Below are 24,240 nucleotides of genomic sequence, written 5' to 3' on the forward strand. Positions count from 1 at the left end.
CGGGAAAGGAGAATGGGCAAGGTTGTCGTCAGAGCAAGCCTGGGTGCATTCGCAAATGCTCGACATCTTGGAGTTTTGTGGCGATCCGGACTCAAAGAGATTGGACGTCTCGTCATTCACGACGCTCGCCTCGACAGTCCTGACGGGAATTCTGCTGACTGATGATGCCTCTGAGAAAGCGAGGCAAGTTGTTTCCACGGTAGCGGCTTCAAGCAATGCACCTTCGCTCGACTTTGAGCTCCTACTTAATCTGTGCGCCCTGCAGGGTGTCGGGTTGCGCGAAGCTCTTCATGATCCGCTAGGAGGTTCATCTAGGCCTTTCCCGTCGATGTGGGAGACCTTTCAGCCTATTGATCTAAGGATAGAGAGTAGGAAGGTTCGCTCGCAGGTGTTCGAAACCCTCCTCACCGAACTAATAGAGACCCCTAATAGTCGGCCGTTGCCCTCTCTGTGGCTTCTAGCCCAGGAGCTTGGGTTGAGCGAGCATACCGAAGCGCGCTATCGAACGGCGAACTGGCGACGCTATGGTCTTTCCTGCCTTGCGAGGTCTGGGAACAAGGAAGTACAGCAGCGTGTCGATGCGGCTTTTGCAAAGGTCTCGAGGTTGGCTGGCCTGGGCGGGCGTTTGACGGCCGACTCGATGACGCGCCAAAGGTCTGCACACCAAGCCATTGAAGATAGGAAGCTCAGTGGGGAACTGAAGCTCGCGATCGTGGACTCCTACTGGAAGATTAGGGAGCGATGCCGTGCAATGTTGGAGGTAGATACCCCTCCTGCCCGCGGGAAACCCTAGTGCGGCATGCTGTCCAAACGGGATCCTAAAGCTTGCAGGCCCATGCTAAGGCGCTGAGCCTGTCTGGTCGTGTTCAAAGCTGGTATCACGGCTTCGACCCAAACCGGCCATCCGAGACTTGTTGATACTGAGCGGAAAAGCCTGAGTTGAGTCACTCAAGGCATGTGCCACAGGACCATTGCGAGACCACGCCACCAGGTCAACTTTAGCCAGCAGAATCTTCTTTCTTCAGTTCATCAAACTTGGCCGTCATTGTCGGATTTCCGCGTATCAGCTTCTTGACGGTGAGGTCCTCGGCCTTGTCGTTGGCTAAACGCAGATTATTGGCTGACTTGTAGAGCGCATCCTTCGTCTTCTCCAGATCTCTAATAGCTTCGTCGATGCGCTTGATGGCGTCCTCGAAGCCGTCCGAGGCGAGACGCCAGTTGCGGCCGAACGCGGTCTTGAAGTCGTCCAACTGGGTCTCGAAACGCGTAATGTCCACGTTCTGCGCTTTTACCAGAGCCAGCTCGGACTTGTAATGCAAGGAGTTCATAGCCGCATTGCGTAAGAGAGTGATCATAGGAATAAAAAACTGCGGTCGCACCACGTACATCTTGGGGTAGCGGTGTGAGACATCGACGATCCCACTGTTGTAGAGCTCGCTATCGGGTTCTAGCAGCGAGACCAGAACCGCGTATTCACAGCCCGTCTCTATGCGATCCTTGTCCAGTTCCTTGAAGAAGTCCTCATTCTTTCTCTTTGTGGCTGTCTGGTCATTCTCGTTCTTCATCTCGAACATGATGGAGACGATCTCGGTCTGCGCATCGTCAATATCGCGAAAAATGAAGTCGCCTTTGCTGCCGCTGCTTGCATCGTTGTCCTTCTCGAAATAGGCGCGCGGGAATGCGCTGGCGCGAACTCGATTGAACTCGATATCGCAATGCTGCTCCAGCGTCTCGCCCAGCATCTTGGTGGATAGCCTAGCCTTCATGTCGCGCAAACGATCAATCGCTTCGTCGCGATCCTTTAGTTGGGTTTCATACTTGTCCTTAAGCGATTTCTCGGCTAACTCCTTCTCTAGCGCGGCGCGTTCTAGTTGGCTTTTGAACGTGTCGCGCTCTTGCTGCACCTTACCCACGGCCTCGGCAATCGCCAATTGATGGCTGACAGACGTCGCATCCAATTGAGATTGCAAAGCTTGTAATGCCAGTTCTTTGCCTGTGGCGACTTTTTGCAGCTCGCCTTCCAGCCGAGCCTGCGCGAGATCGGCTTGGGCCTTTTGTTCAAGCCGGATCTGGCGTAGCTGCTGCGTCAGCTCGTCACGCTCTTTTTCGAGTCCGCTCAGAGCCTGCGCCACGGCGAGCTGACTGGCCATGGCTGCAGCCTCCAGCTGGCTCTTTAGGCGTTGGATTTCAGCATCTTTGTGGGCGGCGCTGCTTATGAGTTGTCCAGACATCCTGGACTGTTCAAGTGCGACAGCATTGCGCTTCTCTTGCTCGGCTAGTTGAAGCCGCTCGTGCAGCTTTTTTCAAGCTCCTCGCGCTGCTTGTCAAACTCACTGTCACGGACTTGCTTTTGAATGTCCGCGTAACCAGCTTCATCGATCTTGAATGCCTTCTTACAGTGAGGGCAAATGATCTCGTGCATGGAGTCTTGGGCCTTGAAGAGCGTTGAAGTCCCGAGGTGTTACCAAGCCAAACTGAGGCAGCGGTCGAGGATTATTTGACACGGCATCCGGCCGGCAAAGGGACATCTGGGGCTGCGGACGCAATGACAAGGTGCGCATCTACATCCATGTCGCCAAGGAGATTGATGCGCAGCTCTCTTAGCCAATGCGGGAGTACGGGTAGGAATTCTTGATCTGATAAGCCAAAAACTGCCCTTTTGAGCCTGCCTGCATGAACTGTTCGAAGATCGCTTGCGTCACGTTGTAGTACTGGTAGATGGCACCATTGGTGAACTCCACTTCCAGCGTCTGGGACGGTTCGTCGTACCCAACTGCGGCAATATTGGACGACGCTACTGGCTCCCGGTTCACTATTCACCTCCGTCTGATTTTGGTGTGTCTTCGACCGGAAGCCGGACGATGCCAAGGTCTCGTGTAACTGCGAATGTCCTTTGAGCGCGCCAGGATGCCACGACTCGGTCATACCCTTCTGCGATCCGCTTGGTGGCCCAAGCTTCGGAGACCTTGGGATCGGAACTCTTAGGACGATGCTCAGGTGCGGGCAACGTGACACGGCATCGTACTGGAAGTCTGGCGGCCTCTCCGGCAACAATTGCCTCCCCAGTCCTAAGTACCGGCAGCAACTCCACCAGTCCGCCGAGGTTGTCGGGCAGTGCACCTTTCACACGGGCGCGATCTTCTGGGTTCGACAGACGCAAGGCCAAGATTGTGCCGCACTGCGACAAGATCGTCTCATCGACCTCGGCGGGACGCTGTGAAACCACCATCGCGCCAATCCCGTACTTGCGCCCCTCCTTTGCAATGCGCTTCACTACATCAGCAGCCGATCCATCTGCCTTAGTGCCGGATAGGTAGCGGTGCGCCTCTTCCATCACGACCAGCAGCGGGCGATGTATTCCGCCTTCGGTCTTTTCACGACTCCAATAGAGTGCTTCGTAGACGATCCGTAAGATTGAGCCGACAAGAGTTGTCAAGACGGAACTTGGTACTCCAGAAAGGTCCAGGATAGTAACCGGCCTCTCGTGTCCCACCCAATCATCAAGAAGCTTGTCCAAGTCGAGCTGAACAGTTCCATCCAGCGCAGGTTCCCAAGGACCTGGATGAAGGATGAAATCGAATCTATGGTCGAGAAGCCGAGACCGCATCAAATTCAACTGTCGGCGAATACCTCTTGCCTGCGAATTCAAGAATGGACCCGCAGAGCCCAATGCCGCAGGCGTGTACTTAGGAGGCGTCAGGGACACGGGGTCGCCTGCCTGTTCCAGTGCTGGCTGGTCTCGCTGTGGTCCGTTGAGGGTCCGAACCTCGAAGTCGACGAGATCGTACCAGCATTGCTTGAGGCTGAACGGTACGGGGCTATCTACGGTGAGCGACTGTGGATCCAGTCCGGGAAAGTTTGACGCCGCCAGCACCGAAGCTTTCATTTCCTGAATCTTGTCGGAGAACGCAATCTCTTGATTCTCGTTCAGGCCTCCTGCGACGAAGTCGAGAAGGTCTTTGGCTTGGAGCGCCCAGTAGGGTACGAACAGTGGATGTTCACCTGGTTGTGGTGTGGCGCTGTACACGCGGGAAAAATCCGCCAGAGCGTGGGTGTACTCGCCGTGCACATCGAGGAGAAGGATCCTTGACGCTGGTGCGCCCCCCGCCTCATTTGGCCGAACAATTGACCGCAAAAGGCTGGCGACCGTTGTCGATTTCCCGGAGCCCGTTGATCCCAAAATAGCGGAGTGCCGAGTGACCAATGCGTCAAGTGAGAGTTTGACCGCGATGCTTTCGGAGCTGGATAGCGTACCTATCGCGATCTGATCCAAGCCCTGGCTTCCATAGATGCGCTTGAGGTCTGTTTCGCTAACGATGTGCACCGCGTCGTTGATCGACGGCAGTTGGCTTAGGCCGCGTTCGAAACTCTGGCCTAGGGCCTCTCCAGCGAGCTCCACTGTCATCCAGCGTCCACCGTTGCCTCCTTTAGAATCTGCCGATGCACCAACCGCGCTCACAATGCCGAATAGGTCTTGGTATCCCTGCGGTATCCGCACGAACCCTCCCACTTGGGCTACCCGATACATGTGCCCTTCAATCATGGCAATGCCTGAAGCAAGGGACTCAGCAAGTGACACCGTTACGGTAGGACCCGAAACCGATGTCACCAAGCCGAGAAAGGTTGGATCCTTAGCACTCACGCTTTAGCCTCCCCCGCATTCACTACAGCAACTGCGATCGCTGCGGGAGTCCCTACTCCGAGCGCCGTGGTCGCCGTGTCGGGTACCGTAGTCTGTGAACTCATATCGGTTGCTTGTGCGAGAGCGCAGAAGCGGGTAAGAAACGCAAAGTCACCCAACAAGAACTGACTCGGTTCTCCTTGCTTCCGTGGCCCCCAAAAGGTCGCACGGATGTCTTCCCAGTTCTTTGGAGGGTCCCCAAGTCGCCATGTTCCTTTGACACCACCGATCACAGCGCCGTCGGACGCATACACAGAAAGGTTGGGGCGTTCGTATGCCAGCTTGCAGGCCGCTTCTTCAGATGCCAGTGGCATGTACTGAAAAGCCATTACCGAGGCGTTTGCATTCATGGCAAGCGCTTCATCTAATACGGCGCAGATGTGTGCGTCACGAAACGAGAAACCTGAGGTGAGCAAGATGCTGTCTGGCGTCAGAAGAAACTGGCGCAACCGCTCGAACAGGGCCGAGTAGGGTTGTTTCTGGGTCAACTCGTACTTCAAATGGTCGGGATAGACGAGTTGCGATGCAGCCCGTCCGCGTCCGCGAACCACGGAGTCGCCTTCTAGTGCCCAGCCTAAAGATCCGTGCAATTTCCAAAGGCGAGACCACCTTGGCGGCAAGTCGTCGCTGGCGACGCTAACGGGGTCGAAGAAGGGTAGGTTCCCTCCGGTGAAGCCATCGAAGTAAGAGGCCCGGGATCGCTCGAAGGCTTCTTCGAACAGCAAATCGTAGTTGGTGGTGAAGATTTCGAGCGCATGCGCCCGAAGCGTCCCGCTTACCCAGGAGACCAACTCTGTATAGGCATTTCGCCCCTTTGGCAGGGCGGCACCCACCACTTCGCCAATCTTCTTGCACATTTCTGCGCCTAGCGCTTTGTAGCCCGCGGAGTTCAGTTCATGAACCTTTGCAGACCCAAGGGCCTGTTGCAGAAGTCGAATGCGCGTAAGGATAGATTCAATGTTTGCGCTAGCACCGAGCTCCGCTCGAATGGCCTCAGCGGCAACTTTCTGCTGTCCGGCCAATGCTCCAATAGCCTGAGCGGTAAGCGCTTCAACACCCGGCATCAATGGGTGTCCGCCCTCTGAGACAAGTACCCCCGCCTCATTGACTCGAAGCGACATTGGTGCACCAGCGCCCACCAGTAGGCCAATGCGCTTCCGGCCTTGAGACAGGATCTGCCGAAGATCCGACATGAAGCGATCAGGGTTGTGGAAAGTGTTCAAGCGAGTTCCCTCTCTGAATCCCCTAGTAGCACTATTCTGCACCCGATCTACTGGATAGGGTCAGGCTAACAAGCCGACCTGTAACCATACCTCCAGAGGCCGGGATTAGGGTGCGTTGTCTGGGTTTGCCCGCCCTGGGGAGCCACGTCAATTGCCCAGCTGCCGCCACCCGGCATGCCCTATAAACCGACCGACCGAGGACCATAGGTTGGTCCCCCTGAATTGACCATAGTTAGGCCCCTCGGTCGCAACTATGGTCTTCCGTCCAGGATCCGGACCCGCGGTTTCAATGAACGCGCCAGCTCGGATACCATACCCCAGTATTGGATAGGAGGCGCCATGCCCCACACCGAGATCGAGAAGAAGCGGGTGCTGGCCCGGGTGCGACGCGTCCGCGGGCAGACCGAGGCGCTGGAGCGGGCGCTGGAGGCCGGCGTCGACTGCGGCGCGGTGCTCCAGCAGATCGCCGCCATCCGTGGCGCGGTCAACGGCCTGATGTCAGAAGTGATGGAAGCCCATATCCGCGAGGAGTTCGGCCAGCCGGCCCAGTCCGACGCACAGCGCCAGGCCCGGGTTCGCGAGATGGCCGGGCTCGTGCGTTCCTATCTGAAATAGCCGCCCTCGCGGCACCCCTTGTCGCGGCCGCTTTCGCGCCGCCTTGTCGTCATCCCAGGAATCACGCAGGAGAACCCCCATGAAAAGCCGTGCCGCCGTCGCCTTCGCTCCCGGCAAGCCACTGGAAATCGTCGAGATCGACGTCGCTCCGCCGCAGAAGGGCGAAGTGCTGATCAGGATCACCCACACCGGCGTCTGCCACACCGATGCGTTCACCCTCAGCGGCGACGATCCGGAAGGCCTGTTCCCGGTGGTGCTGGGCCATGAAGGCGCCGGCATCGTGGTGGAAGTGGGCGAGGGCGTGACCAGCGTCAAGCCGGGCGATCACGTGATTCCGCTGTACACCGCCGAGTGCGGAGAATGCCTGTTCTGCAAGAGCGGCAAGACCAACCTGTGCGTGTCCGTGCGCGCCACCCAGGGCAAGGGCGTGATGCCCGACGGCACCAGCCGCTTCAGCTACAACGGCGAGCCGATCCATCACTACATGGGCTGCTCGACCTTCAGCGAGTACACCGTGGTGGCCGAGGTGTCGCTGGCGAAGATCAATCCGGAGGCGAACCCGGAGCACGTCTGCCTGCTCGGCTGCGGCGTCACCACCGGGATAGGCGCGGTGCACAACACCGCCAAGGTGCAGCCCGGCGATTCGGTCGCGGTGTTCGGACTCGGCGGCATCGGTCTGGCCGTGATCCAGGGCGCCCGCCAGGCCAAGGCCGGGCGCATCATCGCGATCGACACCAACCCGTCCAAGTTCGAGCTGGCGCGCGGGTTTGGCGCCACCGACTGCGTCAATCCGAAGGATTTCGACAAGCCGATCCAGCAGGTGATCGTCGAGATGACCGGCTGGGGCGTCGATCATTCCTTTGAATGCATCGGCAACGTCAACGTGATGCGCGCCGCGCTGGAATGCGCACACCGCGGCTGGGGCCAGTCGGTGATCATCGGCGTGGCCGGCGCCGGACAGGAGATCTCCACCCGCCCGTTCCAGTTGGTGACGGGCCGCAAGTGGATGGGCACCGCTTTTGGCGGCGTGAAGGGACGCAGCCAGCTGCCGGGCATGGTGGAGGACGCGATGAAGGGCGACATCGAACTCGCGCCGTTCGTCACCCATACCATGGCACTGGACAGGATCAACGAAGCATTCGATTTGATGCACGAAGGCAAGTCGATTCGTTCGGTGGTCCACTACTGACCGTGCCGGGATCACCACACATGCAACGCATCGAACAACACGCCTGCTTCGGCGGAACGCAGGAAGTCTGGACCCATCGTTCGACCGTACTGGACTGCGACATGCGGTTCGCCGTGTACCTGCCGCCGCAGGCGGATACGCAGAAGCTGCCGGTGCTGTACTGGCTGAGCGGCCTGACCTGCAACGAGCAGAACTTCATCACCAAGGCCGGCGCGCAGCGGTACGCGGCGGAGCACGGGGTGATCCTCGTGGCGCCGGACACCAGTCCGCGCGGGGACGATGTGGCCGATGCGGAAGGTTACGACCTGGGCAAAGGCGCGGGTTTCTACCTCAATGCCACGCAGTCGCCGTGGTCGTCGCACTACCGCATGCACGACTACGTGGCCGATGAACTGCCCGCGTTGATCGAAGCGCATTTCCCCGCCAACGGCGCGCGCGCCGTCAGCGGTCATTCGATGGGCGGACATGGCGCCCTCGTCGTGGCGTTGAGGAATCCCGGCCGCTACCGCAGCGTGTCGGCGTTCTCGCCGATCGTCGCGCCGGCGCGGGTACCGTGGGGCGAGAAGGCATTCACCGCCTACCTGGGGGAAGACCGCGAGGCGTGGAAGGCGTGGGACGCGAGCGAACTGATCGCCACCGCCGCCGAGCGCCTGCCGCTGCTGATCGATCAGGGCGAGGCGGACGAGTTCCTGGAGAGCCAGCTGAAACCGCAGTGGCTGCGCGAGGCATGCGAGCGGACCGGTCATCCGCTTAGCCTGCGCATGCGGCCGGGTTACGACCACAGCTATTACTTCATCGCCAGCTTCATCGGCGAGCACATCGCCCATCATGCGGCGGCATTGCGGGGGTGAGCCTCGTGGGCGGGCGGGCAGGCCCGCCTTGCCCCGGACCCCGGCCGCGATCAGGCGGCGGAGACGTCGCGCAGTTCCCAGGCGCTGCCGGACAGCAGGCGCAGGCGGTGCTTCAGGACCTGGCCGGGAATCGAAGTGGTCGCCACCAGCACGATCCTCAGATCGTCCTGCTGGCCGGAAACGCGGGCGCCGGGGTCGGTCAATCCCAGCCCGGGATCGACGTCGTCCGGATCGTCCTGCTGCGACCGCCAGCGCTGGAACAGGCCATCACTCTGCAGGGCGGCCTGCAGCTGCGCGGCGAATTCCTCGGCGCCATGGGCGGTGAAACTGAGTGCGGGATCGCCGCCGCGGGCGCGGTCGGGATCCGGCAGGCTGATGTAGTAACGCACGGCCATACAAGCCTCTCGTCCTTGGGTGGCTAAGGTTAGCGATCCCGAGCGTTAGCTGTCCGTTACGGCGGGCCGCGCTGGCTTAAGCCGGCTTGAACACATGCGGCTCGGAGGCGAATCCCACCACCATCGCGCCCTTGCCGACGTTGACCATGCCGGTCAGGCTCATCACGCTCTCGAACACCTCGACGTTGTGGTTGGCGCAGACGTCGCGCAGGCGCTGGTAGCCGGGCAACGCGCGCATCTCGGACAGTTCGCCGCCATAGCCCAGGCAGACGGTCGGGGTCATCAGGCCGTCCATCACCCGGTGGCTGGTGAAGCGGAACAACTGTTCCACCGCATTCTCGAAGCCCTTGATCTTGGCGACCGGCTCGGTGTTGCCGGCATGGCCGTGCAGGACCGGCTTGATGTCCAGGGCGCTGCCGAGCGCGGCGCTGAGCAGGCCGACGCTGCGATCGCCCTTGGTCCGCGCGCGGGCGCGCAGGTAATAGAGATCGCGGGGAATCATGTAGCCATGGGTGTGGTTGGCCAGTTCCTCCAGGCGTACCCGGATCTGCTGCACGCTGGCGCCGGCCGCGCGCATGCGCACCGCCTCCACCGCGGTGACGCCCTGGGCGGCGAACAGGTTCTGGGTGTCGATCACCCGCAGCGCGAACGGCGAGTTGAACCCGGCGGCCTGGCGCACCGCCTTGTAGTCGTTGAGGATGGCGAAGCTGGCCTGCATCGCGTTGTCGTGGATCGGACTGCGGGTGCGGGTGATGGTCAGGCAGAACACGTGGTCGTAGTCCATCACCAGCTTGCCCAGGAACAGATCCCGGATCTGGGCGACCGAGAACGGCGTGGTCTCGGCCTCGTGGCCGCGCGTGGCCACGTGCGCGTGGAGGAAGCTCAGGGTGGCTTCCTCGTCGCGGTGATCGGTCAATACCGCATCGCCGATGCGCACGGTGATGGGCAGCAGGATGATGTTGTTGTTCTGGAGAAAATCCTGTGGCAGATCACAGGCGGAGTCGACGACGATTCCAATGCGCATCTTTGCCCCTCCCGGCAGCGGTCGCATTTGTCTGTTGACGCACGCTATCGCAAGCCGTCGGCGGCGTCGCGTCCCGCGAGCGGGATTGTGCGAGGGATCACTATATAGCGCGCCTGGTCACGATAGAAACGGGATTACGGACAGGGATTCCGGGCGACTTATGACTAAATATTAGTGTGATGAGCATCACAAAGTAGCCGCATTTCCTCTTGTGGCGCGAGGAATCCGGCCCCCACACTTCCGCCCGCAGGAAGGGAGTGGCATGAAACTGGGGTGGTGGTGGATTCTGCTGGGGATGGTGCTGACGCAATCGGTGATGGCGCAGGAGAGCGGCATCGCGCGCGTCGATCGGATCCTGCCCGTGGTCGCCGCGCAGCAAGCGGACCAGACCGCCGGCCTGTTTTCCGAACGGGAATTTGAAAGCCGCGCCGACGCCGACGCATCCGCGCGTGCGCTGCCGGTGCTCGGCAACGGTGAATGGCGACTGCAACCCAAGGGTGGGATGGAATCGCCCCTGCTGGTGGTCTATCACCCCTACAGCGCGCGGGTCACCGTGTTGACCCGGCCCGGCGGCGTCCCGGTGAGCCATCGCCTGTTCGATCCGGATCTGGATCCGCGCTATTCGCGGCATGCCCTGGTGTTTCCGTTGCCGGGCGACGAGCCGATCTACGTGAAGGTGGAAGACGCGCGTTATCCGCTGCACGTGCGGGTCGAGTCGCGCGCCGAACACGCCGCCTCCGATCTCCACCACACCCGGATGCTGATGATGGCGATGGGCGTGGCGCTGGGCGTTTCGCTGAGCGTGCTGCTGTTCTGGCTGGTGCTGCGCGACCGGGTCTACCTGCTCTACGCCGGCAGCATGCTGGCGCAGATGCTGTACGTGCTGTGCTCCTACGGCGAGGCCTATGCCCTGCCGGGCGTGCGCGTGCTCGCGCATTTCGGCGCGACCGGCATCTGGTACATCGCCACCCTGGCGACGATGCTGACCACCACCCTGATGATCGAATACGCGGACCTGCGCCAGCAGACCCCGCGACTGACCCGCTGGCTGCGCTGGTCGGGCATCCGCCTGCCGGCGGTAGCGCTGCTGTTCCTGTCGCTGCCATGGCCGGCGCGCAAGGAATGGTTTCCCGATATCGGCAACGTGCTGTTCCTGCTGACCCATGCGCTGAGCCTGCTCAGCCTCGCGCTGGCGTGGCGCAAGGGCAGCCGCCACGCCGCCTATTTCCTTGCCGCGTGGGTGCCGCTGATGGTGTTCGGCACCTGGCGCGCGGTGCAGATCAGCGTGGGCATGCCGGTGCGGGACTGGCTCGACTACGGTTACCCCTTCGTCCTGGGCTATGCCTCGGTGGTGATGGCGCTGGGCCTGGCCGACCGCATGCTGACCTTCCGCCGTGAACGCGACACCGCCAAGGAACACGCCGAGCGCGATGCGCTCACCGGCGTGCTCAATCGCGGCGGCATCGAGTACCGATTGGACTGGGCCATCCTCGAACGGCGGCGCGAGCATATTCCGTTGTCGTTGCTGTTCATCGATCTGGACGTGTTCAAGCAGATCAACGACCGCCACGGCCACGCCTTCGGCGATCACTGCCTGCGCGCGGTCACCCGGGTGATCAGCGAGGAGTTCCAGTACGGCGATCAGTTGGGCCGGCTGGGCGGCGAGGAATTCGTGCTGGTGCTGACCGGCGTGGACGGGCCGGCCGCGACCGCCCTGGCCGAGCGGGTGCGCGTGAAAATCGAGCGGCGCTGCATGCGCGTGGACGAGATCGACGTCGGCCTGACGGTCAGCATCGGCGTGGCCGAATGCACCGCCGAGGACACCGTCGCCAGCCTGATCAAGCGCGCCGACGAGGCGATGTACCGCGCCAAGCGCGCGGGCGGCAACCAGGTGGTGGTCGATGACGGCGGAGCCACCGCCGCGCCGGTCGCGGTGGGCACGCGCTGGGTCGCCGATACCGACACCTGAGCCGGCGCCGGCCCGGTTCCGGCGCTCAGTGCCAGAAGCCCAGGATCACGCCGTACAGGGCGAACTGCAGGGTGTGGTAGCCGCCATCGATCAGCCACAGCTTCAGCGAGCGGCCGGCGAACAGGTAGTTGATGCCGAAGCTGGCGGCGACCCAGCACAGGCCGGTGAGCGCGCCGGTGGCCATCGCCTTCGCCGGCGCCGGCGAGGGGCCCAGAAAGTACGCGAAGGCCGCCGCCGCGATCAGGCTCAACACGAAGGCGCCGCCGAAGATCCGCGCCGGATGGCCGTTGGACGCGTTCGGATCCACTCCCGCCTCGCGGCACCAGGCCTGCTTGAACAGGGGGCCGTACCAGAGACCTCCCAGCAGGAAAGCCGATGCCGCGGCAGCCAGCACCGCCAGAAAATTGATCTGCTCCATTCGCCGCTCCCCCGGGCTGGATGACGCGCCAGTGTAGGCGCGTCCCGGGTGCGGGGACAGGCCCGGCCGGCGGTTCGCCGACCGGGAGGGTGCTCAACGGCTGTAGGCGCGCGGCAAGGCGCCGCTGTCGCGCAGGTAGCGATCCCGCAGTTCGGTCTGGCGCGAGCGCATCGGCATCGACTTGCCGCCCAGCCAGATCCGCTCGGCGGTGTTGATCACGTCCAGCGGATCGCCGCTCCACAACACCAGATCGGCGAGTTTGCCCGGCGCGATGCTGCCCAGTCTGTCGTCCACGCCCAGCGCCTGCGCCGGCACCCGGGTCAGGCCCGCCAGGCCCTGTTCCCAGGGCAGGCCGTTGGCGACCGCGTTGCCGGCGTGCTGGCGGATCTTGCGCGCGTTGTGCGAGGCGTCGCCGGACTGGGTGAAACCGACGCTGACGCCGGCTGCATCCAGGCGTTTCGCGTTTTCCAGCGTGGCGCCCACCTGATCGAAATCCGACGGCAGCGCGGCCAGCCCGTCGACGAACACCGGCACCCGCGCCTGCGCCAGTTCCGTGGCCACCTTCCAGGCTTCGGCGCCGCCGCTGATCGCGATGCGCACGTTTTCCTTCTTCGCCCAGCGCAGCAGCTGGCGGATGTCCGCGGCGCGATGCACGCCGACCACCAGGCGACCGTTGCCCGCCAGGTACTTCGCCAGGGTGGCGCGGCCGGCCGGCGTCAACAACGCGTGCGGCGAATCGGCGGGAATCCGGCCGCGGGCTTCGGCGACCAGCTGATCCAGCAGCATCCACTGGGCCGCGCGCGAGTTGCCGCTGAGGCCGGAAGCGCCGCCGCCCAGGCGGATGAACAATGCGCGCGGCCCGATCGGATCCGCGCCGCCATCCAGGCGCATCACCCCGCCTTGTCCGGCGATGAAGGATGCGCCGGTGCCGGCGCCCAGCAAGGTGAAGCCCAGGCCTTCCACCCGCGCCACCGGCACCAGCACCGAAGCCGGGTTGTAGGCTAGGGTGACGTCGAATTCGGGGCGCATCGGCTGCAGGTTGCTCAGCGACACCGAACTGTCGTCGGTGGCCTGCTCGCCGGAGACTTCCTCCACGCCGATCTCGGTGATGCCGGCGAAGAAGGCCGGCGTGAGCGGCTTGCCGGCGGCATCGACCACGTCCACGCCCGCGGGCGCGGCCAGGCCGCTGCCGACCGCCTGGATCACCCCGTTGCGGATCAGCACGTCGGCGTTCTTCAGCGTGCCCTGCGTGGCGGCGGTGTGCACGGTGGCGTTGCGGATCAGCACGTCCTGCGCGAAGGCCGGCGCCGCCGCGACGGCGGCGGCCAGCAGGCACAGGCGGCCCAGCAGACGGCGGCTCATCGCGACACCTCCTGGCCGAGCAGGAAGTCCGAGACCGGCTGGCGGCTCCGGTCGTGGCGGTCATACACGCGCGCGCCGTCGATGTAGACCTGTTCGGCCTGCGCGTAGACGCTGAAGGGATTCTGGTTCCAGATCACCACATCGCCCATCTTGCCGGTCTCCAGGGTGCCGGTCTGCGCGGCCACGCCCAGCGCCCTGGCCGGGTTGGCGGTGAGCCAGCGGATCGCGTGCTCGGGTGTGATGTCGCCCATGCCGGCGCGGCGCGCGCTGGCGATCACCTTCGCCGCCTCCTGGTTGAGGCGCTGGATGCCCTCGTCGGAATCCGAATGCACGATCGCGCAGCTGTTGGCGGGACGATCCACCAGCGCGATGTTTTCCTGGATGCCGTCGAAGGCCTCCATCTTGAAGCCCCACCAGTCGGCCCACAGCGCGCCGCACACGCCCTCGGCGGCGAGCCGATCGGCCAGCTTGTAGGCTTCCACGCCGTGGTGGAAAGCGGCGACCTTGAAACCGAACTCCTTGGCGAGATCGAGCATGGTGGCCATCTCGTCGGCGCGATAGCAGTGGATGTGCACCAGGATGTCGCCATGGATGGCGCCGGCCAGCGTGTCCAGCTTCAGATCGCGCTTGCCGCCGCTGTCGCCGCTGCTGTCCTGGCCCTCGCCCGAACCGCGCTGCCACCAGCGCTTCTTCTTCGGTTCGGAGTCCTTCGGCGCGTTCTTCTTCAGGTATTCGGCCGCGTCGATGAAGGCGGCGCGGTAGCCGGCGACGTTGCCCATGCGGGTCATCGGCGGCACGCCCTTGCCGCCATACACGCGCTTGGGATTCTCGCCACAGGCCATCTTCAGGCCCCACGGCGCGCCCGGGAACTTCATGCCCTGGTAGGTGGTGGCGGAAACATTCTTGAGGGTGACGCCGCGGCCGCCGACCAGGTTGGCCGAACCCGGCAGCACCTGCAGGGTGGTGACGCCGCCGGCCAGCGCGGTGTGGAAGCCGGGATCCTGCGGCCACACCGAATGTTCGGCCCAGACATTGGCGGTGACCGAACCGGTCATCTCGTTGCCGTCCTGGTGCGCGCGCGCGCCGGGGCTGGGATAGACGCCCAGATGCGAATGCACGTCGATGATGCCGGGGGTGACCCACTTGCCGCGCGCGTCCACCCGGGTGGCGTCGGCCGGCGCCTGCAGGCCGCGGCCGACCGCCGCGATGCGGCCGTCCTGGACCAGCACGTCGGCGTCGTCCAGCCGTTCGCCGGTGCCGGTCAGCACGGTGGCATGTTCGATCAGCACCGGGCCGGAAGCGATCGGGCGGTAGGTGCTGGGATAGGGATCCTGGATGAAACGCGAGGCCGGCGTCGCCGCCTGGGCCGTGGTGCAGAGCAAAGCCAGGCCGAGCCCGGCCATCAAGGTCAGTCGCATGGATTTTCCCCCGGAAGGTGGCTGGACCCTAACCGCCCCGTGCCGGCTTGCCAAGTGCAGGAGGCCGTGCGTGCGAGAATGACCTGATAACAACGAGAAAAGAGGACGCCCATGAAAGACAAGAACGAGATCGTCGACAACTGGTTGCCGCGCTACACCGGCGTGCCGCTGGACCAGTTCGGGGAACACATCCTGCTGACCAATTTCGGCGGCTACCTCAACACGTTCTCGCAGCTGACCGGCGCGCCCATCGTCGGCCTGGACCGGCCGATGGCCAGCGCCACCGCCGACGGCATCACCATGATCAATTTCGGCATGGGCAGTCCCAACGCGGCGACGATGATGGATCTGCTCTCCGCGATCATGCCCAAGGCGGTGCTGTTCCTGGGCAAATGCGGGGGGCTGAAGAAGAAGAACCAGCTGGGCGACCTGGTGTTGCCGATCGCCGCCATCCGCGGCGAGGGCACCAGCAACGACTACCTGCCGCCGGAAGTCCCGGCGCTGCCGGCGTTCGCGTTGCAGCGCGCGGTGTCCACGATGATCCGCGACCTTGGCCACGACTATTGGACCGGCACGGTCTACACCACCAACCGGCGCGTGTGGGAACACGACGACGCGTTCAAGGAACGCCTGCGGGTGATGCGCTGCATGGCCATCGACATGGAGACCGCCACCGTGTTCGCCGCCGGTTTCGCCAACCGCATTCCGTGCGGCGCGCTGTTGCTGGTCTCGGATCAGCCGATGATCCCGGAAGGGGTCAAGACCGAAGCGTCCGACGCCAAGGTCAGTTCCGCGTTCGTACAGAACCACATCAACGTCGGCATCGAGGCGCTCAAGCTGATCCGCCGCAACGGCAAGTCGGTCCGGCACCTGAGATTCGACGAATGAGCGGCGACAACGGCTCGTTCGACATCGGCATCCGGCGCGCCGGGCCGGGCGACGAGCACGCCCTGGCCGCGGTCGGCGCGGCCAGTTTCCTGGAAACCTTCGCCGGCGTGCTGGAGGGTGCGGACATCCTGCGCCACTGCCACGAGCAGCACGCGGCGGCGTTGTACGCGCGATGGCTGGCCGATCCCGCCTACCGGATCTGGTTGGCGGAAGTCTCCCCCGGCGCCGCGCCGGTGGGCTACCTGGTGCTGTCGCCGGCGAACTTGCCGGTGTCCGATCCGCGCGCTGAGGATCGCGAGGTCAAGCGCATCTACCTGCTGCATCGCTTCCAGGGCCACGGCATCGGCGCGGCGCTGATGCGCGCGGCCATCGACGAGGCGGCCGCGCAGGGCGCGCCCCGCCTGTTGCTGGGCGTCTACGCGCACAACCACGCGGCGATCGCGTTCTATCGCAAGGCCGGCTACGAAACGGTGGGCCAGCGCCGCTTCCAGGTCGGTGGGCGCGAATACGACGATCAGGTGCTGGCGTTGTCCCTGCCGGCCTAGGCGCCGGCGCCATGGACGGAACGCTGCGTGCAGAGGCCGATGCGCCGTCGCCACGCCGCAGCGGTTAGCCTTGCGACCGGACAGGCATGGAGATTCCGACATGAGCGACGCACGCCGCGTGATCGAGTTCTGGCAGGACGCGGGCTACGAGAAATGGTTCGCGCGCGATCCGGTATTCGACGACCGTTTCCACGATGCGTTCCGCGAGCTGCATTTCCTGGCCGCGCGCCGCGAGCGGGAAGACTGGCTGGCCGATGCGCAGGGCGCGCTGGCGCTGATCCTGTTGCTGGATCAGTTCCCGCGCAACTGCTTCCGGGGCAGCGCGCATTCCTACGCCACCGACGGATTGGCGCGGCACTACGCCGCGCGCGCGGTCGACGCGGGCTTCGACCGGCAGGTGGACCCGGCGCTGCGGATCTTCTTCTACATGCCGTTCGAGCATTCGGAGGCGCTGGCCGATCAGCAACGCTCGCTGGATCTGTTCAACGCCACCGGCGACGCCAACTACATCCGCTACGCGCAGCTGCATTACGACATCATCGCCCGCTTCGGACGCTTCCCGCACCGCAATCCGGCGCTGGGACGCGATTCCACCGATGAGGAACGGGCCTATCTGGCCGAGGGCGGTTTCAGCGGCTAGGGTCGACGGTTGCCGGAAAAAGAAGCGGTTTGTTCGTACCCAGGCCTGCCCCCGTTCGCCCCCGGATCACGTCCAGGGCAGGCTCTTCGGGCACCTTCCCCGCATACGGGGAAGGGAGCTCGGCGGAATCCGGATCGGGGGCGTCGGTCGACACTCGCGGAAAAAAGAAACGGCGCCGCAAGGCGCCGTTTCCCGTTTCGATCGCGGAGCGGATCAGTACTTGCTGAGCGTGCCATCGACTTCGTCGGCCCAGGCGTTGATGCCGCCGGTGACGTTGTGGACGCGGGTGAAGCCGAGCGCGCGGAATTCCTCGGCGGCCTGCTGGCTGCGGCCGCCGCTGCGGCACAGGAACGCCAGCGCGGTGTCCTTCGGCAGCGCCTCCAGATCGGCGCGACCGTTGCCGTCGAAGGTCTTGAACGGCACGGCGACCGAAGCGATGGCGCGCTCGTCGGCCGGGCGCACGTCCACCAGCAGCACTTCGCCGGCGCGGACCTTGGCGTCGGCCTCCATCGGCGACAGCGCCTGCACCGGCTTGGGCGCGTTCGGGTTGTCGATCGCCAGGCCCTTGCCGCGGATGTCGTCCACCCAGTCGATGGTGATGCCGTCGGCGCGGCGCGCGCTGCCCAGATCGAACTGCACGCGCACGCCGTTGGATTCCGCGGCGATGGCGTTGGCGTCGAACTGCGCCAGCTGGAAGTTGGGCTGGAACTGGGCGTTGATCGACAGCGCCAGCGCGGCGCCCGGGCCGGCGTCGGCGACCGCGTTCCGCAGCATCTCGGCGGCGGCCGGGGTGATGGTGATCGCGGGCGGGGTGCGATCCGGCGCGTCCAGGCCGAGCAGGCTGGCCAGCTCGCCGGAGTTGGTCATCTGTTCGATGATGTCGCTGCCGCCGACCAGTTCGCCGTCGATGTACAGCTGCGGGATGGTCGGCCAGTCGCCGTAGACCTTGATGCCTTCGCGGATTTCCTGATCGGCCAGCACGTTGACGTGCGCGTAGTCCACGCCGAGCGCGCCGAGCGCGCCGACCGCCTTGGCCGAGAAACCGCACTGCGGCATATTGGGCTGGCCCTTCATGAACAGCACCACGCGGTTGGACTGCAGGAGGGATTCGATACGGGCGCGCAGGGCGGGGTCGAGGGACATGGACGGCTACCGGGGGACGGAAAGGGAATTCTACGCCCCGTGGCATCATGGGGCATGACCCGCGCAAGAACACTGCATCGCGTCCCGCGCCGGCCCGGATGGATATTGGGCCTGTTGGCGTTGTCGCAAGTGGCGGTCGCGGTGCTGTGGTGGCGCCTGGGCTGGACCTGGGGCCTGCCGCTGATGGTGCTGACCCACCTGGTCCTGGTCGCGGCGACCCTGTACCCGCGCGCGGGGCTGTTCTGCCCGGCGCTGTCGCGCCTGCCCACCGACCGGCGCGAAGTCTGGCTGACCATCGACGACGGACCGTCCGCCGATACCCGGCCGATGCTGGATCTGCTGGAGCGCCACGGCGCCCTCGCGACCTTTTTCCTGGTCGGGGAGCGTGCGGTGGCGCGGCCGGAACTGACGCAGGAAATCCTCCGTCGCGGACACGGCATCGGCAACCACAGCGCCAGCCATCCGGATACCCGCTTCTGGCGGCTGGGGCCGCGCGCGATGGAAGACGAAATTGGCCGCAACCAGTCGTTGCTGACGGTGATCTCCGGGCAGACGCCGCGCTGGTTCCGCTCGGTGGTCGGGATGACCAATCCCTTCGTGGGCCTCTCGCTCAAGCGCCACCAGCTGGCGCGGGTGGCCTGGAGCGCGCGCGGCTTCGACGGGGTGGACTGCGAGCCCGGCCAGGTCCTGGCCCGCCTGCGCCGCGACATCCGGCCGGGCGCGATCGTGCTGCTGCATGAGGGCGCCGCGCACGGGCACAACGTCGAGATCCTCGCGCGCCTGCTCGATTGGCTGGCCGAAGAGGGTTACACCACGGTGCTGCCCGCGTCCAAGTAGGAATCTGTTGAGGCGGGCGCCGGATCGCGCGGCGCCGCCGGAAGCTCAGGCGTGGGCGAGCAGGCGGTGCGCGACCGGCAGCGCCAGACGCGTCCATTCGGTATACAGGGAGGCGGAGGGATGCAGGCCGTCGTTGGCCAGCATTGCCGCTTCCGCGCCGCGCGCGCGACTGACCGCGGTGATATCCACGAACGCGACGCCGCGCTGGGCGCAGGCCTGCCGCGCGGTGTCGTTGTAGGCATCCAGTTCGCGCGCGATGCGGGCGCCGTCGCGGCCTTCCTTCACGGCGAACGGCGTCACTCCCCAATCGGGGATCGACAGCACCATCACCCGCTCCGGCCGATTGCCGGCAAACCCGATCGCACGCCACAGCAATGCCGAGAACTGCACGCGGTACTCGTCCACGTCGCGGCCACGATACTGGTTGTTGACGCCGATCAGCAGGCTGACGAAGTCATGCGTGCCGAGTGGTTCCCGGGCGGTGATGACCGCGTCCAGCTCGTCGGTCGTCCAGCCGGTGGCGGCGATGATGCGGGGATCCGCCAGCGGAACGCCTTCGTTGCGCAGCGCCTGCGCAAGCTGCACCGGCCAGCGCCCGGACTCGGGCACGGCTTCGCCGATGGTGTAGGAATCGCCCAGCGCCAGATAGCTCAACTCGGGCAGCAGGGCGGTGGTGTGGGTCGTGGCCATGCTGTCACTCTTCAGCGTGAACGGAGCCATTCGAGAACGTCATCCAGCGCGTCATCTTGGACTTCCAGAATCAGGTCCGCAACGCGCTGGCTTCCACTGGCGGCCGCGATCAACGCCAACGCGGCCGCGCGCGTATCCGGTTCATCGCCGTTCCGGAGGTACGCGAGCGCGGAGTGGGTCAGATGATCCAGCGCGGTCCGATACAGGGGAGCAAGCTCGCCGGGCACCACCAGGCCCTGGTTCTCGCGGGCGATCTCGATGCATGCCGGAAGCGCGAAAAAACTGCATGTGGCCCGTTCCGGCGCGCTGGCCAGTATCGGCGACATCATCACCACCGCGGCAAAGGACGCGGAATACACGTCGCCTTGATGGCAAAGCGCACTCCACAGGCCAAACCAGGGCTCGCGCTCTGCCTCCGCCTCGGCCGGAAAATTCTCGAGTTGCTGAATCAGCGCCGGAATCCCGGCCGCATCGCCATAGGCGTGACGCAGCCGGCTCCAGTCGATTTCGACCATTAGCGACTCAGGCCGCGGCCGGCCGGCGTCCCTTGAGCGGCACCACCTTGGTGGCGGCCTCGGCGCGGCGATCCAGGGTGCGGCCGATGCGGGTGAACACTTCGCGCATCACCGCGGGCTCGGGCAGGAAGGTCACCCGGAAGTGGTTGCGGAAAGGCACGTTGAAGCTCGAGCCCGGCACCACCAGCACGCCTTCGGTTTCCAGCAGCTCCAGGGCGAAGGCGTGATCGTCGAAGCCCTTGGCGGCATCGCCGATCACGGCCGGGAACGCATACAGCGCCGCATCCGGACGCACCAGTTCCAGGTGCTCGCTGGCCTCGCAGGCCTCGATGATCGCGCGGCGGGTCTCGTACAGGCGTCCGCCCGGCGAGCATAGTTCGGTGATGGTGTCCGGGCCGTTGACCGCGGCTTCCACCGCGTACTGGCCGGGCACGTTGGCGCACAGGCGCAGCGCGCTCAGCAGATCCATCGCCTGCAGGTACTCGCGCACCCGCTCGGTGCTGCCGGACACGACCGCCCAGCCCACCCGCCAGCCGCAGGCGCGGTGCACCTTGCTCAGGCCGCTGAAGGTGATGCAGGGATGATCGCCGGCCAGCGGCGCGACCGGCTCGAAGCGCGCGCCGTCGTAGAGCACCTGGTCGTAGATCTCGTCGACCATCAGCAGCAGCTTGTGCTTGGCGGCGATGGCGACGATCCGCTCCAGCAGTTCGCGTGGATAGATGGCGCCGGTCGGATTGTTGGGGTTGATCAGCACGATGGCGCGCGTGCGCGAGGACACCAGCTGTTCGATCTCGCCGGGATCCGGCAGGAAGTCGTTTTCCGGCGTGCAGCGGTAGTAGACCGGGCGACCGTCGTTGAGGATGGTGGCGGCCGACCACAGCGGATAGTCGGGCGAGGGCACCAGCACTTCGTCGCCGGGATTGAGCAGCGCGCGCAGCGAGACGTCGATCAACTCGCTGACGCCGTTGCCCATGAACACGCGATCAGCGCTGGCATGCGGGGTACCGCGACGGGCATAGGCGGCGGCGACGGCTTCGCGCGCGGCCGGCAGGCCCTGCTGGTGGGTGTACGGATCGGTGTGGTCGATGTCGCCGACGATCGACTTCTGCAGATGCGCCGGGGCGCGGAAACCGAAGGCGCCCGGGTTGCCGATGTTCAGCTTGATCAGCTTGCGTCCCTGGCCCTCCAGCTCACGAGCTCGCCGAGCCAGCTCGCCACGGATTTCGTAACGGACTTCGGAGAGGCGCTCGCGCACGGGCAGCTGGAAGGAGGACGGGGCAGACATGGCAATGGTTTTGGGGAGTCGGACGGCCAGCTTAACGGAAATTTATGCAGGCGCGCGCCGCCCGGTTTAACAGGCGTCTAGAATCCCGCCATGCCCGCAAATTCCGTACATCCCCCCCTCGACTTCGCCCCCTTGCGCGTCATCGGCTGGCCCTGGCCGGGGACGCCGGATGATCCGGCCTGGGCCGCCCTGCTGGCGGCCCATCCGGCGGCGCGGCCGGCACGGGTCACCGAGCAGCACCGTTCGGGCTATGTGGTCGCCGACGGCCCGGACGCCGCCATCAAGGCCGAGTCCCTGCCGGAGTGGCAGCGCCGGCCCGGGTTCCGCAAGGCCGGCTCGCCGGCCCACGAGCGCCCGGCGGTCGGGGACTGGGTGCTGCTGGAAGGCAGGAAGCGCATCGTCGCGCTGCTGCCGCGGCATACCGGCATCAAGCGCGGGGCCGCCGGCGAGCACTACCAGCAGCAGGTCATCGCGGCCAACATCGACACCGTGTTCATCGTTTCGGGCCTGGACGCGGACTTCAACCCGCGCCGGATCGAACGCTACCTGCTGCTGGTCGGCAGCGGCGGGGCGCAGCCGGTGGTGGTGCTGACCAAGGCCGACCGGCACGAGCACGCGGGCGACGCCATCGAGGCGTTGGCCGACGTGACCGCGCAGGACGTGCCGGTATTCGCGCTCAACGCCAAGGATGCCGACAGCGTCGCGGTGCTGGCGCCGTGGCTGCAGCCGGGACGCACGGTGGTGCTGGTCGGATCGTCGGGCGCCGGCAAGTCCACCCTCACCAACACCCTGCTGGGCGATGACCGGATGAAGACCGGCGAAGTGCGCGAGAACGATTCGCGCGGCCGCCACACCACCACCCATCGTGCGCTGATGCCGCTGCCTTCCGGCGCCTGCCTGATCGACACCCCCGGCATGCGCGAGCTCAAGCCGACCGGCGAGGAGGATCTGGTCGAAGGCGGTTTCGCCGACATCGAGGCCCTGGCCGAGCAATGCCGCTTCCGCGACTGTTCGCACCAGCGCGAGCCCGGCTGCGCCGTGCGCGCGGCGATCGAGCGCGGCGAGCTGGACGAGGAGCGTTTCCTCAACTACCTCAAGCTGCGCGACGAGGTGGCCAACGCCGCCGGCAAGCTGGCCACCCGGCTGGCGCAGAAGGCGGAGGCGCGCGTGCAGGGCAAGGCGCTCAACAAGCGCCTGGACGAGAAATACGGGCGGCATTGATGCAGGATCATCTCTTCTGCAGGAGCGGCGTGAGTCGCGAGTTCTTGGTGGGGACCTTGAAGACGTCCGCCCTGGTCGCCTTCGCGACTGACGTCGCTCCTACAGGGGAGGCATGCGCGGGAAATATGCGCGGGGCATCGGCATGGACGCGATGAATCTCTCCCCCGACATCACCCATCACGCCGCTCTGGACGCCCGTCTGGTCAAGGCGGTGCGCGGCATCAAGCTGCTGAGTCTGGCGAGCTGGCCGGCCGCGTTGCAGGCGCCCTTCCTGGAAGGCATGGAACGCGGCAATCCGCGCCTGCCGAAAGTGGAGTATCCGAAACTGGATTTCAGCGAGGCGCGCCGCGAACTGGAGGCGATCGCCCAGGCCGCCGACGACGCGCATCCGCTGGGACGTTACCTGCGCGAGTCGGTGGCCAGCTGGTCGACCGCCGCGCGACTGCTGGAATGCCTGGGAACGCCGGCGGTGACCACGCATTCGATCACCCTGTTCGGCACGCCCGAGGCGCCCCTGCCCGGCAACGGACCGACCACCCGCGACGCGGCCCGCCACTTCATCGCCATCGCCCAGGATCTGGATCGCGAACTGCTGGCGCCGGAGGAGCAGATTCCGGTCTCGGCCACCGCGTTGCAGTTGCAGCTGCAGGGCGACCTGGACGATTTCTTCGACGCCCGCGTGATCACGGTGGAGCTGGATCCGGATCTGATCGCCAAGGCGGCCGCCGGCGCCACCCGCATCCGCCTGCGCCACGGCGCGGCCTTCAGCGACTACGACCGCCGGCAACTGCTCCAGCACGAGGCGCTGGTGCACTCGCTGACCGCGCTCAACGGCCGCGAACAGCCGCTGTTTCCCAGCCTGGCGCTGTCGTCGCCGCGCATCACCGAGACCCAGGAAGGGTTGGCGACCTTCGCCGAGCAGATCACCGGCAGCATCGACATTGAGCGGATGAAGCGGGTCAGCCTGCGCATCGAGGCGGTGGCGATGGCGCTGGAGGGCGCGGACTTCCTGCAGGTGTTCCGCTATTTCCTGGAATCCGGGCAGAGCGAGGTGGAGAGTTTCACCTCGGCGCAGCGCGTGTTCCGCGGCGTGCCGACCACCGGCGGCGCGGCCTTCACCAAGGACACCGTGTACCTGCGTGGCCTGATCGGCGTGCACACCTTCTTCCGCTGGGCGCTCAAGCACCGCAAGCTGCGGCTGTGCCGGCTGCTGTTCGCCGGCAAGATGACCCTGGCCGACGTGCAGCGCTTCGAGCCGCTGTTCGACAGCGGCGACCTCAGGGAACCGCGCTGGCTGCCGGCCTGGGTGGCCCGCGCGAACGGGCTGGCCG

At 65.2% G+C, this 24,240-nt stretch carries 24 protein-coding genes; 11 read left to right on the forward strand and 13 right to left on the reverse strand.

Annotated features, from left to right (window positions below):
* Nucleotides 1-55 precede the first annotated feature (55 nt).
* Complete coding sequence (locus tag ACTHN1_RS19075) at nucleotides 56-793, forward strand: hypothetical protein (RefSeq protein ID WP_440472493.1); 738 nt, start codon at nucleotides 56-58, stop codon at nucleotides 791-793.
* 205 nt (nucleotides 794-998) lie between these two features.
* Here the strand turns inward: ACTHN1_RS19075 and ACTHN1_RS19080 are convergent, their stop codons facing one another.
* The 4 genes from ACTHN1_RS19080 to ACTHN1_RS19095 all read right to left on the reverse strand — a co-directional run bounded on the left by ACTHN1_RS19080 (nucleotide 999) and on the right by ACTHN1_RS19095 (nucleotide 5,904).
* Nucleotides 999-2,231 (reverse strand): DUF2130 domain-containing protein, encoded by a 1,233-nt coding sequence (locus ACTHN1_RS19080; protein WP_440472494.1) that lies wholly within the window; start codon nucleotides 2,229-2,231, stop codon nucleotides 999-1,001.
* A gap of 369 nt (nucleotides 2,232-2,600) precedes the next feature.
* Complete coding sequence (locus ACTHN1_RS19085) at nucleotides 2,601-2,813, reverse strand: KTSC domain-containing protein (RefSeq protein WP_440472495.1); 213 nt, start codon at nucleotides 2,811-2,813, stop codon at nucleotides 2,601-2,603.
* Entirely contained in the window at nucleotides 2,813-4,543 is a 1,731-nt protein-coding gene (locus tag ACTHN1_RS19090) for an ATP-binding protein (protein WP_440472496.1), read from the reverse strand. Before ACTHN1_RS19090 ends, ACTHN1_RS19085 begins: the two co-directional genes overlap by 1 nt.
* 95 nt (nucleotides 4,544-4,638) lie before the next feature.
* Nucleotides 4,639-5,904, reverse strand: coding sequence for an SIR2 family NAD-dependent protein deacylase (locus ACTHN1_RS19095; protein ID WP_440472497.1), 1,266 nt, complete (start codon nucleotides 5,902-5,904; stop codon nucleotides 4,639-4,641).
* 339 nt (nucleotides 5,905-6,243) lie between these two features.
* Between ACTHN1_RS19095 and ACTHN1_RS19100 the strand changes: the two genes are divergently transcribed.
* The 3 genes from ACTHN1_RS19100 to fghA all read left to right on the forward strand — a co-directional run bounded on the left by ACTHN1_RS19100 (nucleotide 6,244) and on the right by fghA (nucleotide 8,559).
* Nucleotides 6,244-6,519, forward strand: coding sequence for a metal/formaldehyde-sensitive transcriptional repressor (locus tag ACTHN1_RS19100; protein ID WP_440472498.1), 276 nt, complete (start codon nucleotides 6,244-6,246; stop codon nucleotides 6,517-6,519).
* 79 nt (nucleotides 6,520-6,598) lie between these two features.
* Complete coding sequence (locus tag ACTHN1_RS19105) at nucleotides 6,599-7,708, forward strand: S-(hydroxymethyl)glutathione dehydrogenase/class III alcohol dehydrogenase (protein ID WP_440472499.1); 1,110 nt, start codon at nucleotides 6,599-6,601, stop codon at nucleotides 7,706-7,708.
* Nucleotides 7,709-7,728: 20 nt separating this feature from the next.
* A complete protein-coding gene (fghA, locus tag ACTHN1_RS19110; protein ID WP_440472500.1) occupies nucleotides 7,729-8,559 on the forward strand; it encodes an S-formylglutathione hydrolase in 831 nt (276 codons plus the stop codon).
* Nucleotides 8,560-8,609: 50 nt separating this feature from the next.
* Here fghA and ACTHN1_RS19115 read toward each other — a convergent pair whose 3' ends face one another.
* Nucleotides 8,610-8,954: a hypothetical protein gene (locus ACTHN1_RS19115; protein WP_440472501.1), complete on the reverse strand. Its 345-nt coding sequence runs from the start codon at nucleotides 8,952-8,954 to the stop codon at nucleotides 8,610-8,612.
* A 76-nt stretch (nucleotides 8,955-9,030) separates the two neighbouring features.
* Nucleotides 9,031-9,978, reverse strand: coding sequence for a DegV family protein (locus ACTHN1_RS19120; RefSeq protein WP_440472502.1), 948 nt, complete (start codon nucleotides 9,976-9,978; stop codon nucleotides 9,031-9,033).
* A 262-nt stretch (nucleotides 9,979-10,240) separates the two neighbouring features.
* On the opposite strand from ACTHN1_RS19120, the gene ACTHN1_RS19125 reads away from it, so the two are divergent.
* Nucleotides 10,241-11,947: a sensor domain-containing diguanylate cyclase gene (locus ACTHN1_RS19125; protein WP_440472503.1), complete on the forward strand. Its 1,707-nt coding sequence runs from the start codon at nucleotides 10,241-10,243 to the stop codon at nucleotides 11,945-11,947.
* A gap of 25 nt (nucleotides 11,948-11,972) precedes the next feature.
* On the opposite strand, the gene ACTHN1_RS19130 is transcribed toward ACTHN1_RS19125, so the two are convergent.
* The 3 genes from ACTHN1_RS19130 to ACTHN1_RS19140 form a co-directional block, all read right to left on the reverse strand.
* Nucleotides 11,973-12,365, reverse strand: coding sequence for a DUF1761 domain-containing protein (locus ACTHN1_RS19130; protein WP_440472504.1), 393 nt, complete (start codon nucleotides 12,363-12,365; stop codon nucleotides 11,973-11,975).
* Nucleotides 12,366-12,458: 93 nt separating this feature from the next.
* The gene (locus ACTHN1_RS19135; RefSeq protein WP_440472505.1) at nucleotides 12,459-13,727 is read right to left on the reverse strand and encodes an amidohydrolase family protein; all 1,269 of its coding nucleotides are present in this window, start codon (nucleotides 13,725-13,727) and stop codon (nucleotides 12,459-12,461) included.
* Nucleotides 13,724-15,145 carry an amidohydrolase gene (locus tag ACTHN1_RS19140; RefSeq protein ID WP_440472506.1) on the reverse strand — a complete coding sequence of 474 codons (1,422 nt, stop codon included), beginning with the start codon at nucleotides 15,143-15,145 and terminating at the stop codon, nucleotides 13,724-13,726. The genes ACTHN1_RS19135 and ACTHN1_RS19140 overlap by 4 nt, the downstream gene beginning before the upstream one ends.
* Before the next feature lie 111 nt (nucleotides 15,146-15,256).
* Here ACTHN1_RS19140 and ACTHN1_RS19145 point away from each other — a divergent pair, with 111 nt between their 5' ends.
* The 3 genes from ACTHN1_RS19145 (at nucleotide 15,257) to ACTHN1_RS19155 (ending at nucleotide 17,218) form a co-directional block, all read left to right on the forward strand.
* Nucleotides 15,257-16,033, forward strand: coding sequence for an AMP nucleosidase (locus tag ACTHN1_RS19145; RefSeq protein ID WP_249889406.1), 777 nt, complete (start codon nucleotides 15,257-15,259; stop codon nucleotides 16,031-16,033).
* Nucleotides 16,030-16,578: an N-acetyltransferase family protein gene (locus ACTHN1_RS19150; protein ID WP_440472507.1), complete on the forward strand. Its 549-nt coding sequence runs from the start codon at nucleotides 16,030-16,032 to the stop codon at nucleotides 16,576-16,578. The genes ACTHN1_RS19145 and ACTHN1_RS19150 overlap by 4 nt, the downstream gene beginning before the upstream one ends.
* A 100-nt stretch (nucleotides 16,579-16,678) precedes the next feature.
* Nucleotides 16,679-17,218 carry a DUF924 family protein gene (locus ACTHN1_RS19155; protein ID WP_440472508.1) on the forward strand — a complete coding sequence of 180 codons (540 nt, stop codon included), beginning with the start codon at nucleotides 16,679-16,681 and terminating at the stop codon, nucleotides 17,216-17,218.
* 213 nt (nucleotides 17,219-17,431) lie between these two features.
* On the opposite strand, the gene grxD is transcribed toward ACTHN1_RS19155, so the two are convergent.
* Nucleotides 17,432-18,361 carry a Grx4 family monothiol glutaredoxin gene (gene grxD, locus ACTHN1_RS19160; protein ID WP_440472509.1) on the reverse strand — a complete coding sequence of 310 codons (930 nt, stop codon included), beginning with the start codon at nucleotides 18,359-18,361 and terminating at the stop codon, nucleotides 17,432-17,434.
* 54 nt (nucleotides 18,362-18,415) lie between these two features.
* On the opposite strand from grxD, the gene ACTHN1_RS19165 reads away from it, so the two are divergent.
* On the forward strand, nucleotides 18,416-19,198 hold the full coding sequence (locus tag ACTHN1_RS19165; protein WP_440472510.1) for a polysaccharide deacetylase family protein: 783 nt from the start codon (nucleotides 18,416-18,418) through the stop codon (nucleotides 19,196-19,198).
* Nucleotides 19,199-19,243: 45 nt separating this feature from the next.
* On the opposite strand, the gene ACTHN1_RS19170 is transcribed toward ACTHN1_RS19165, so the two are convergent.
* Genes ACTHN1_RS19170 through ACTHN1_RS19180 form a run of 3 tightly spaced genes read right to left on the reverse strand, consistent with a single transcriptional unit; the run spans nucleotide 19,244 to nucleotide 21,688 of the window.
* The gene (locus tag ACTHN1_RS19170; RefSeq protein ID WP_440472511.1) at nucleotides 19,244-19,888 is read right to left on the reverse strand and encodes an SGNH/GDSL hydrolase family protein; all 645 of its coding nucleotides are present in this window, start codon (nucleotides 19,886-19,888) and stop codon (nucleotides 19,244-19,246) included.
* Nucleotides 19,889-19,899: 11 nt separating this feature from the next.
* On the reverse strand, nucleotides 19,900-20,403 hold the full coding sequence (locus tag ACTHN1_RS19175) for a hypothetical protein (RefSeq protein WP_440472512.1): 504 nt from the start codon (nucleotides 20,401-20,403) through the stop codon (nucleotides 19,900-19,902).
* Between the two features lie 7 nt (nucleotides 20,404-20,410).
* Nucleotides 20,411-21,688: an aminotransferase class I/II-fold pyridoxal phosphate-dependent enzyme gene (locus ACTHN1_RS19180; protein WP_440472513.1), complete on the reverse strand. Its 1,278-nt coding sequence runs from the start codon at nucleotides 21,686-21,688 to the stop codon at nucleotides 20,411-20,413.
* A gap of 90 nt (nucleotides 21,689-21,778) precedes the next feature.
* On the opposite strand from ACTHN1_RS19180, the gene rsgA reads away from it, so the two are divergent.
* Together rsgA and ACTHN1_RS19190 are read left to right on the forward strand one after the other, a co-directional pair.
* Nucleotides 21,779-22,909, forward strand: a complete 1,131-nt coding sequence (gene rsgA / locus ACTHN1_RS19185; protein WP_440472514.1) for a ribosome small subunit-dependent GTPase A — start codon at nucleotides 21,779-21,781, stop codon at nucleotides 22,907-22,909.
* Between the two features lie 151 nt (nucleotides 22,910-23,060).
* A partial coding sequence (locus tag ACTHN1_RS19190) for a flavohemoglobin expression-modulating QEGLA motif protein (RefSeq protein WP_440472515.1) occupies nucleotides 23,061-24,240 on the forward strand: 1,180 nt, incomplete at its 3' end.

Origin of the sequence: Pseudoxanthomonas sp., assembly GCF_051953815.1 — a bacterium.
GTDB lineage: Bacteria > Pseudomonadota > Gammaproteobacteria > Xanthomonadales > Xanthomonadaceae > Pseudoxanthomonas_A.

What these genes read in the sequence shown, in the direction of transcription:
- ACTHN1_RS19125 (WP_440472503.1), top strand. Translation starts at nt 10,241, where the DNA reads ATGAAACTGGGGTGGTGGTGGATTCTGCTGGGGATGGTGCTGACGCAA.
- ACTHN1_RS19115 (WP_440472501.1), bottom strand. Translation starts at nt 8,954, where the DNA reads ATGGCCGTGCGTTACTACATCAGCCTGCCGGATCCCGACCGCGCCCGC.
- rsgA (WP_440472514.1), top strand. Translation starts at nt 21,779, where the DNA reads ATGCCCGCAAATTCCGTACATCCCCCCCTCGACTTCGCCCCCTTGCGC.
- ACTHN1_RS19075 (WP_440472493.1), top strand. Translation starts at nt 56, where the DNA reads ATGCTCGACATCTTGGAGTTTTGTGGCGATCCGGACTCAAAGAGATTG.
- ACTHN1_RS19080 (WP_440472494.1), bottom strand. Translation starts at nt 2,231, where the DNA reads ATGTCTGGACAACTCATAAGCAGCGCCGCCCACAAAGATGCTGAAATC.
- ACTHN1_RS19105 (WP_440472499.1), top strand. Translation starts at nt 6,599, where the DNA reads ATGAAAAGCCGTGCCGCCGTCGCCTTCGCTCCCGGCAAGCCACTGGAA.
- fghA (WP_440472500.1), top strand. Translation starts at nt 7,729, where the DNA reads ATGCAACGCATCGAACAACACGCCTGCTTCGGCGGAACGCAGGAAGTC.
- grxD (WP_440472509.1), bottom strand. Translation starts at nt 18,361, where the DNA reads ATGTCCCTCGACCCCGCCCTGCGCGCCCGTATCGAATCCCTCCTGCAG.
- ACTHN1_RS19100 (WP_440472498.1), top strand. Translation starts at nt 6,244, where the DNA reads ATGCCCCACACCGAGATCGAGAAGAAGCGGGTGCTGGCCCGGGTGCGA.
- ACTHN1_RS19090 (WP_440472496.1), bottom strand. Translation starts at nt 4,543, where the DNA reads ATGATTGAAGGGCACATGTATCGGGTAGCCCAAGTGGGAGGGTTCGTG.
- ACTHN1_RS19165 (WP_440472510.1), top strand. Translation starts at nt 18,416, where the DNA reads ATGACCCGCGCAAGAACACTGCATCGCGTCCCGCGCCGGCCCGGATGG.
- ACTHN1_RS19140 (WP_440472506.1), bottom strand. Translation starts at nt 15,145, where the DNA reads ATGCGACTGACCTTGATGGCCGGGCTCGGCCTGGCTTTGCTCTGCACC.
- ACTHN1_RS19145 (WP_249889406.1), top strand. Translation starts at nt 15,257, where the DNA reads ATGAAAGACAAGAACGAGATCGTCGACAACTGGTTGCCGCGCTACACC.
- ACTHN1_RS19135 (WP_440472505.1), bottom strand. Translation starts at nt 13,727, where the DNA reads ATGAGCCGCCGTCTGCTGGGCCGCCTGTGCCTGCTGGCCGCCGCCGTC.
- ACTHN1_RS19130 (WP_440472504.1), bottom strand. Translation starts at nt 12,365, where the DNA reads ATGGAGCAGATCAATTTTCTGGCGGTGCTGGCTGCCGCGGCATCGGCT.
- ACTHN1_RS19155 (WP_440472508.1), top strand. Translation starts at nt 16,679, where the DNA reads ATGAGCGACGCACGCCGCGTGATCGAGTTCTGGCAGGACGCGGGCTAC.
- ACTHN1_RS19170 (WP_440472511.1), bottom strand. Translation starts at nt 19,888, where the DNA reads ATGGCCACGACCCACACCACCGCCCTGCTGCCCGAGTTGAGCTATCTG.
- ACTHN1_RS19150 (WP_440472507.1), top strand. Translation starts at nt 16,030, where the DNA reads ATGAGCGGCGACAACGGCTCGTTCGACATCGGCATCCGGCGCGCCGGG.
- ACTHN1_RS19120 (WP_440472502.1), bottom strand. Translation starts at nt 9,978, where the DNA reads ATGCGCATTGGAATCGTCGTCGACTCCGCCTGTGATCTGCCACAGGAT.
- ACTHN1_RS19175 (WP_440472512.1), bottom strand. Translation starts at nt 20,403, where the DNA reads ATGGTCGAAATCGACTGGAGCCGGCTGCGTCACGCCTATGGCGATGCG.
- ACTHN1_RS19180 (WP_440472513.1), bottom strand. Translation starts at nt 21,688, where the DNA reads ATGTCTGCCCCGTCCTCCTTCCAGCTGCCCGTGCGCGAGCGCCTCTCC.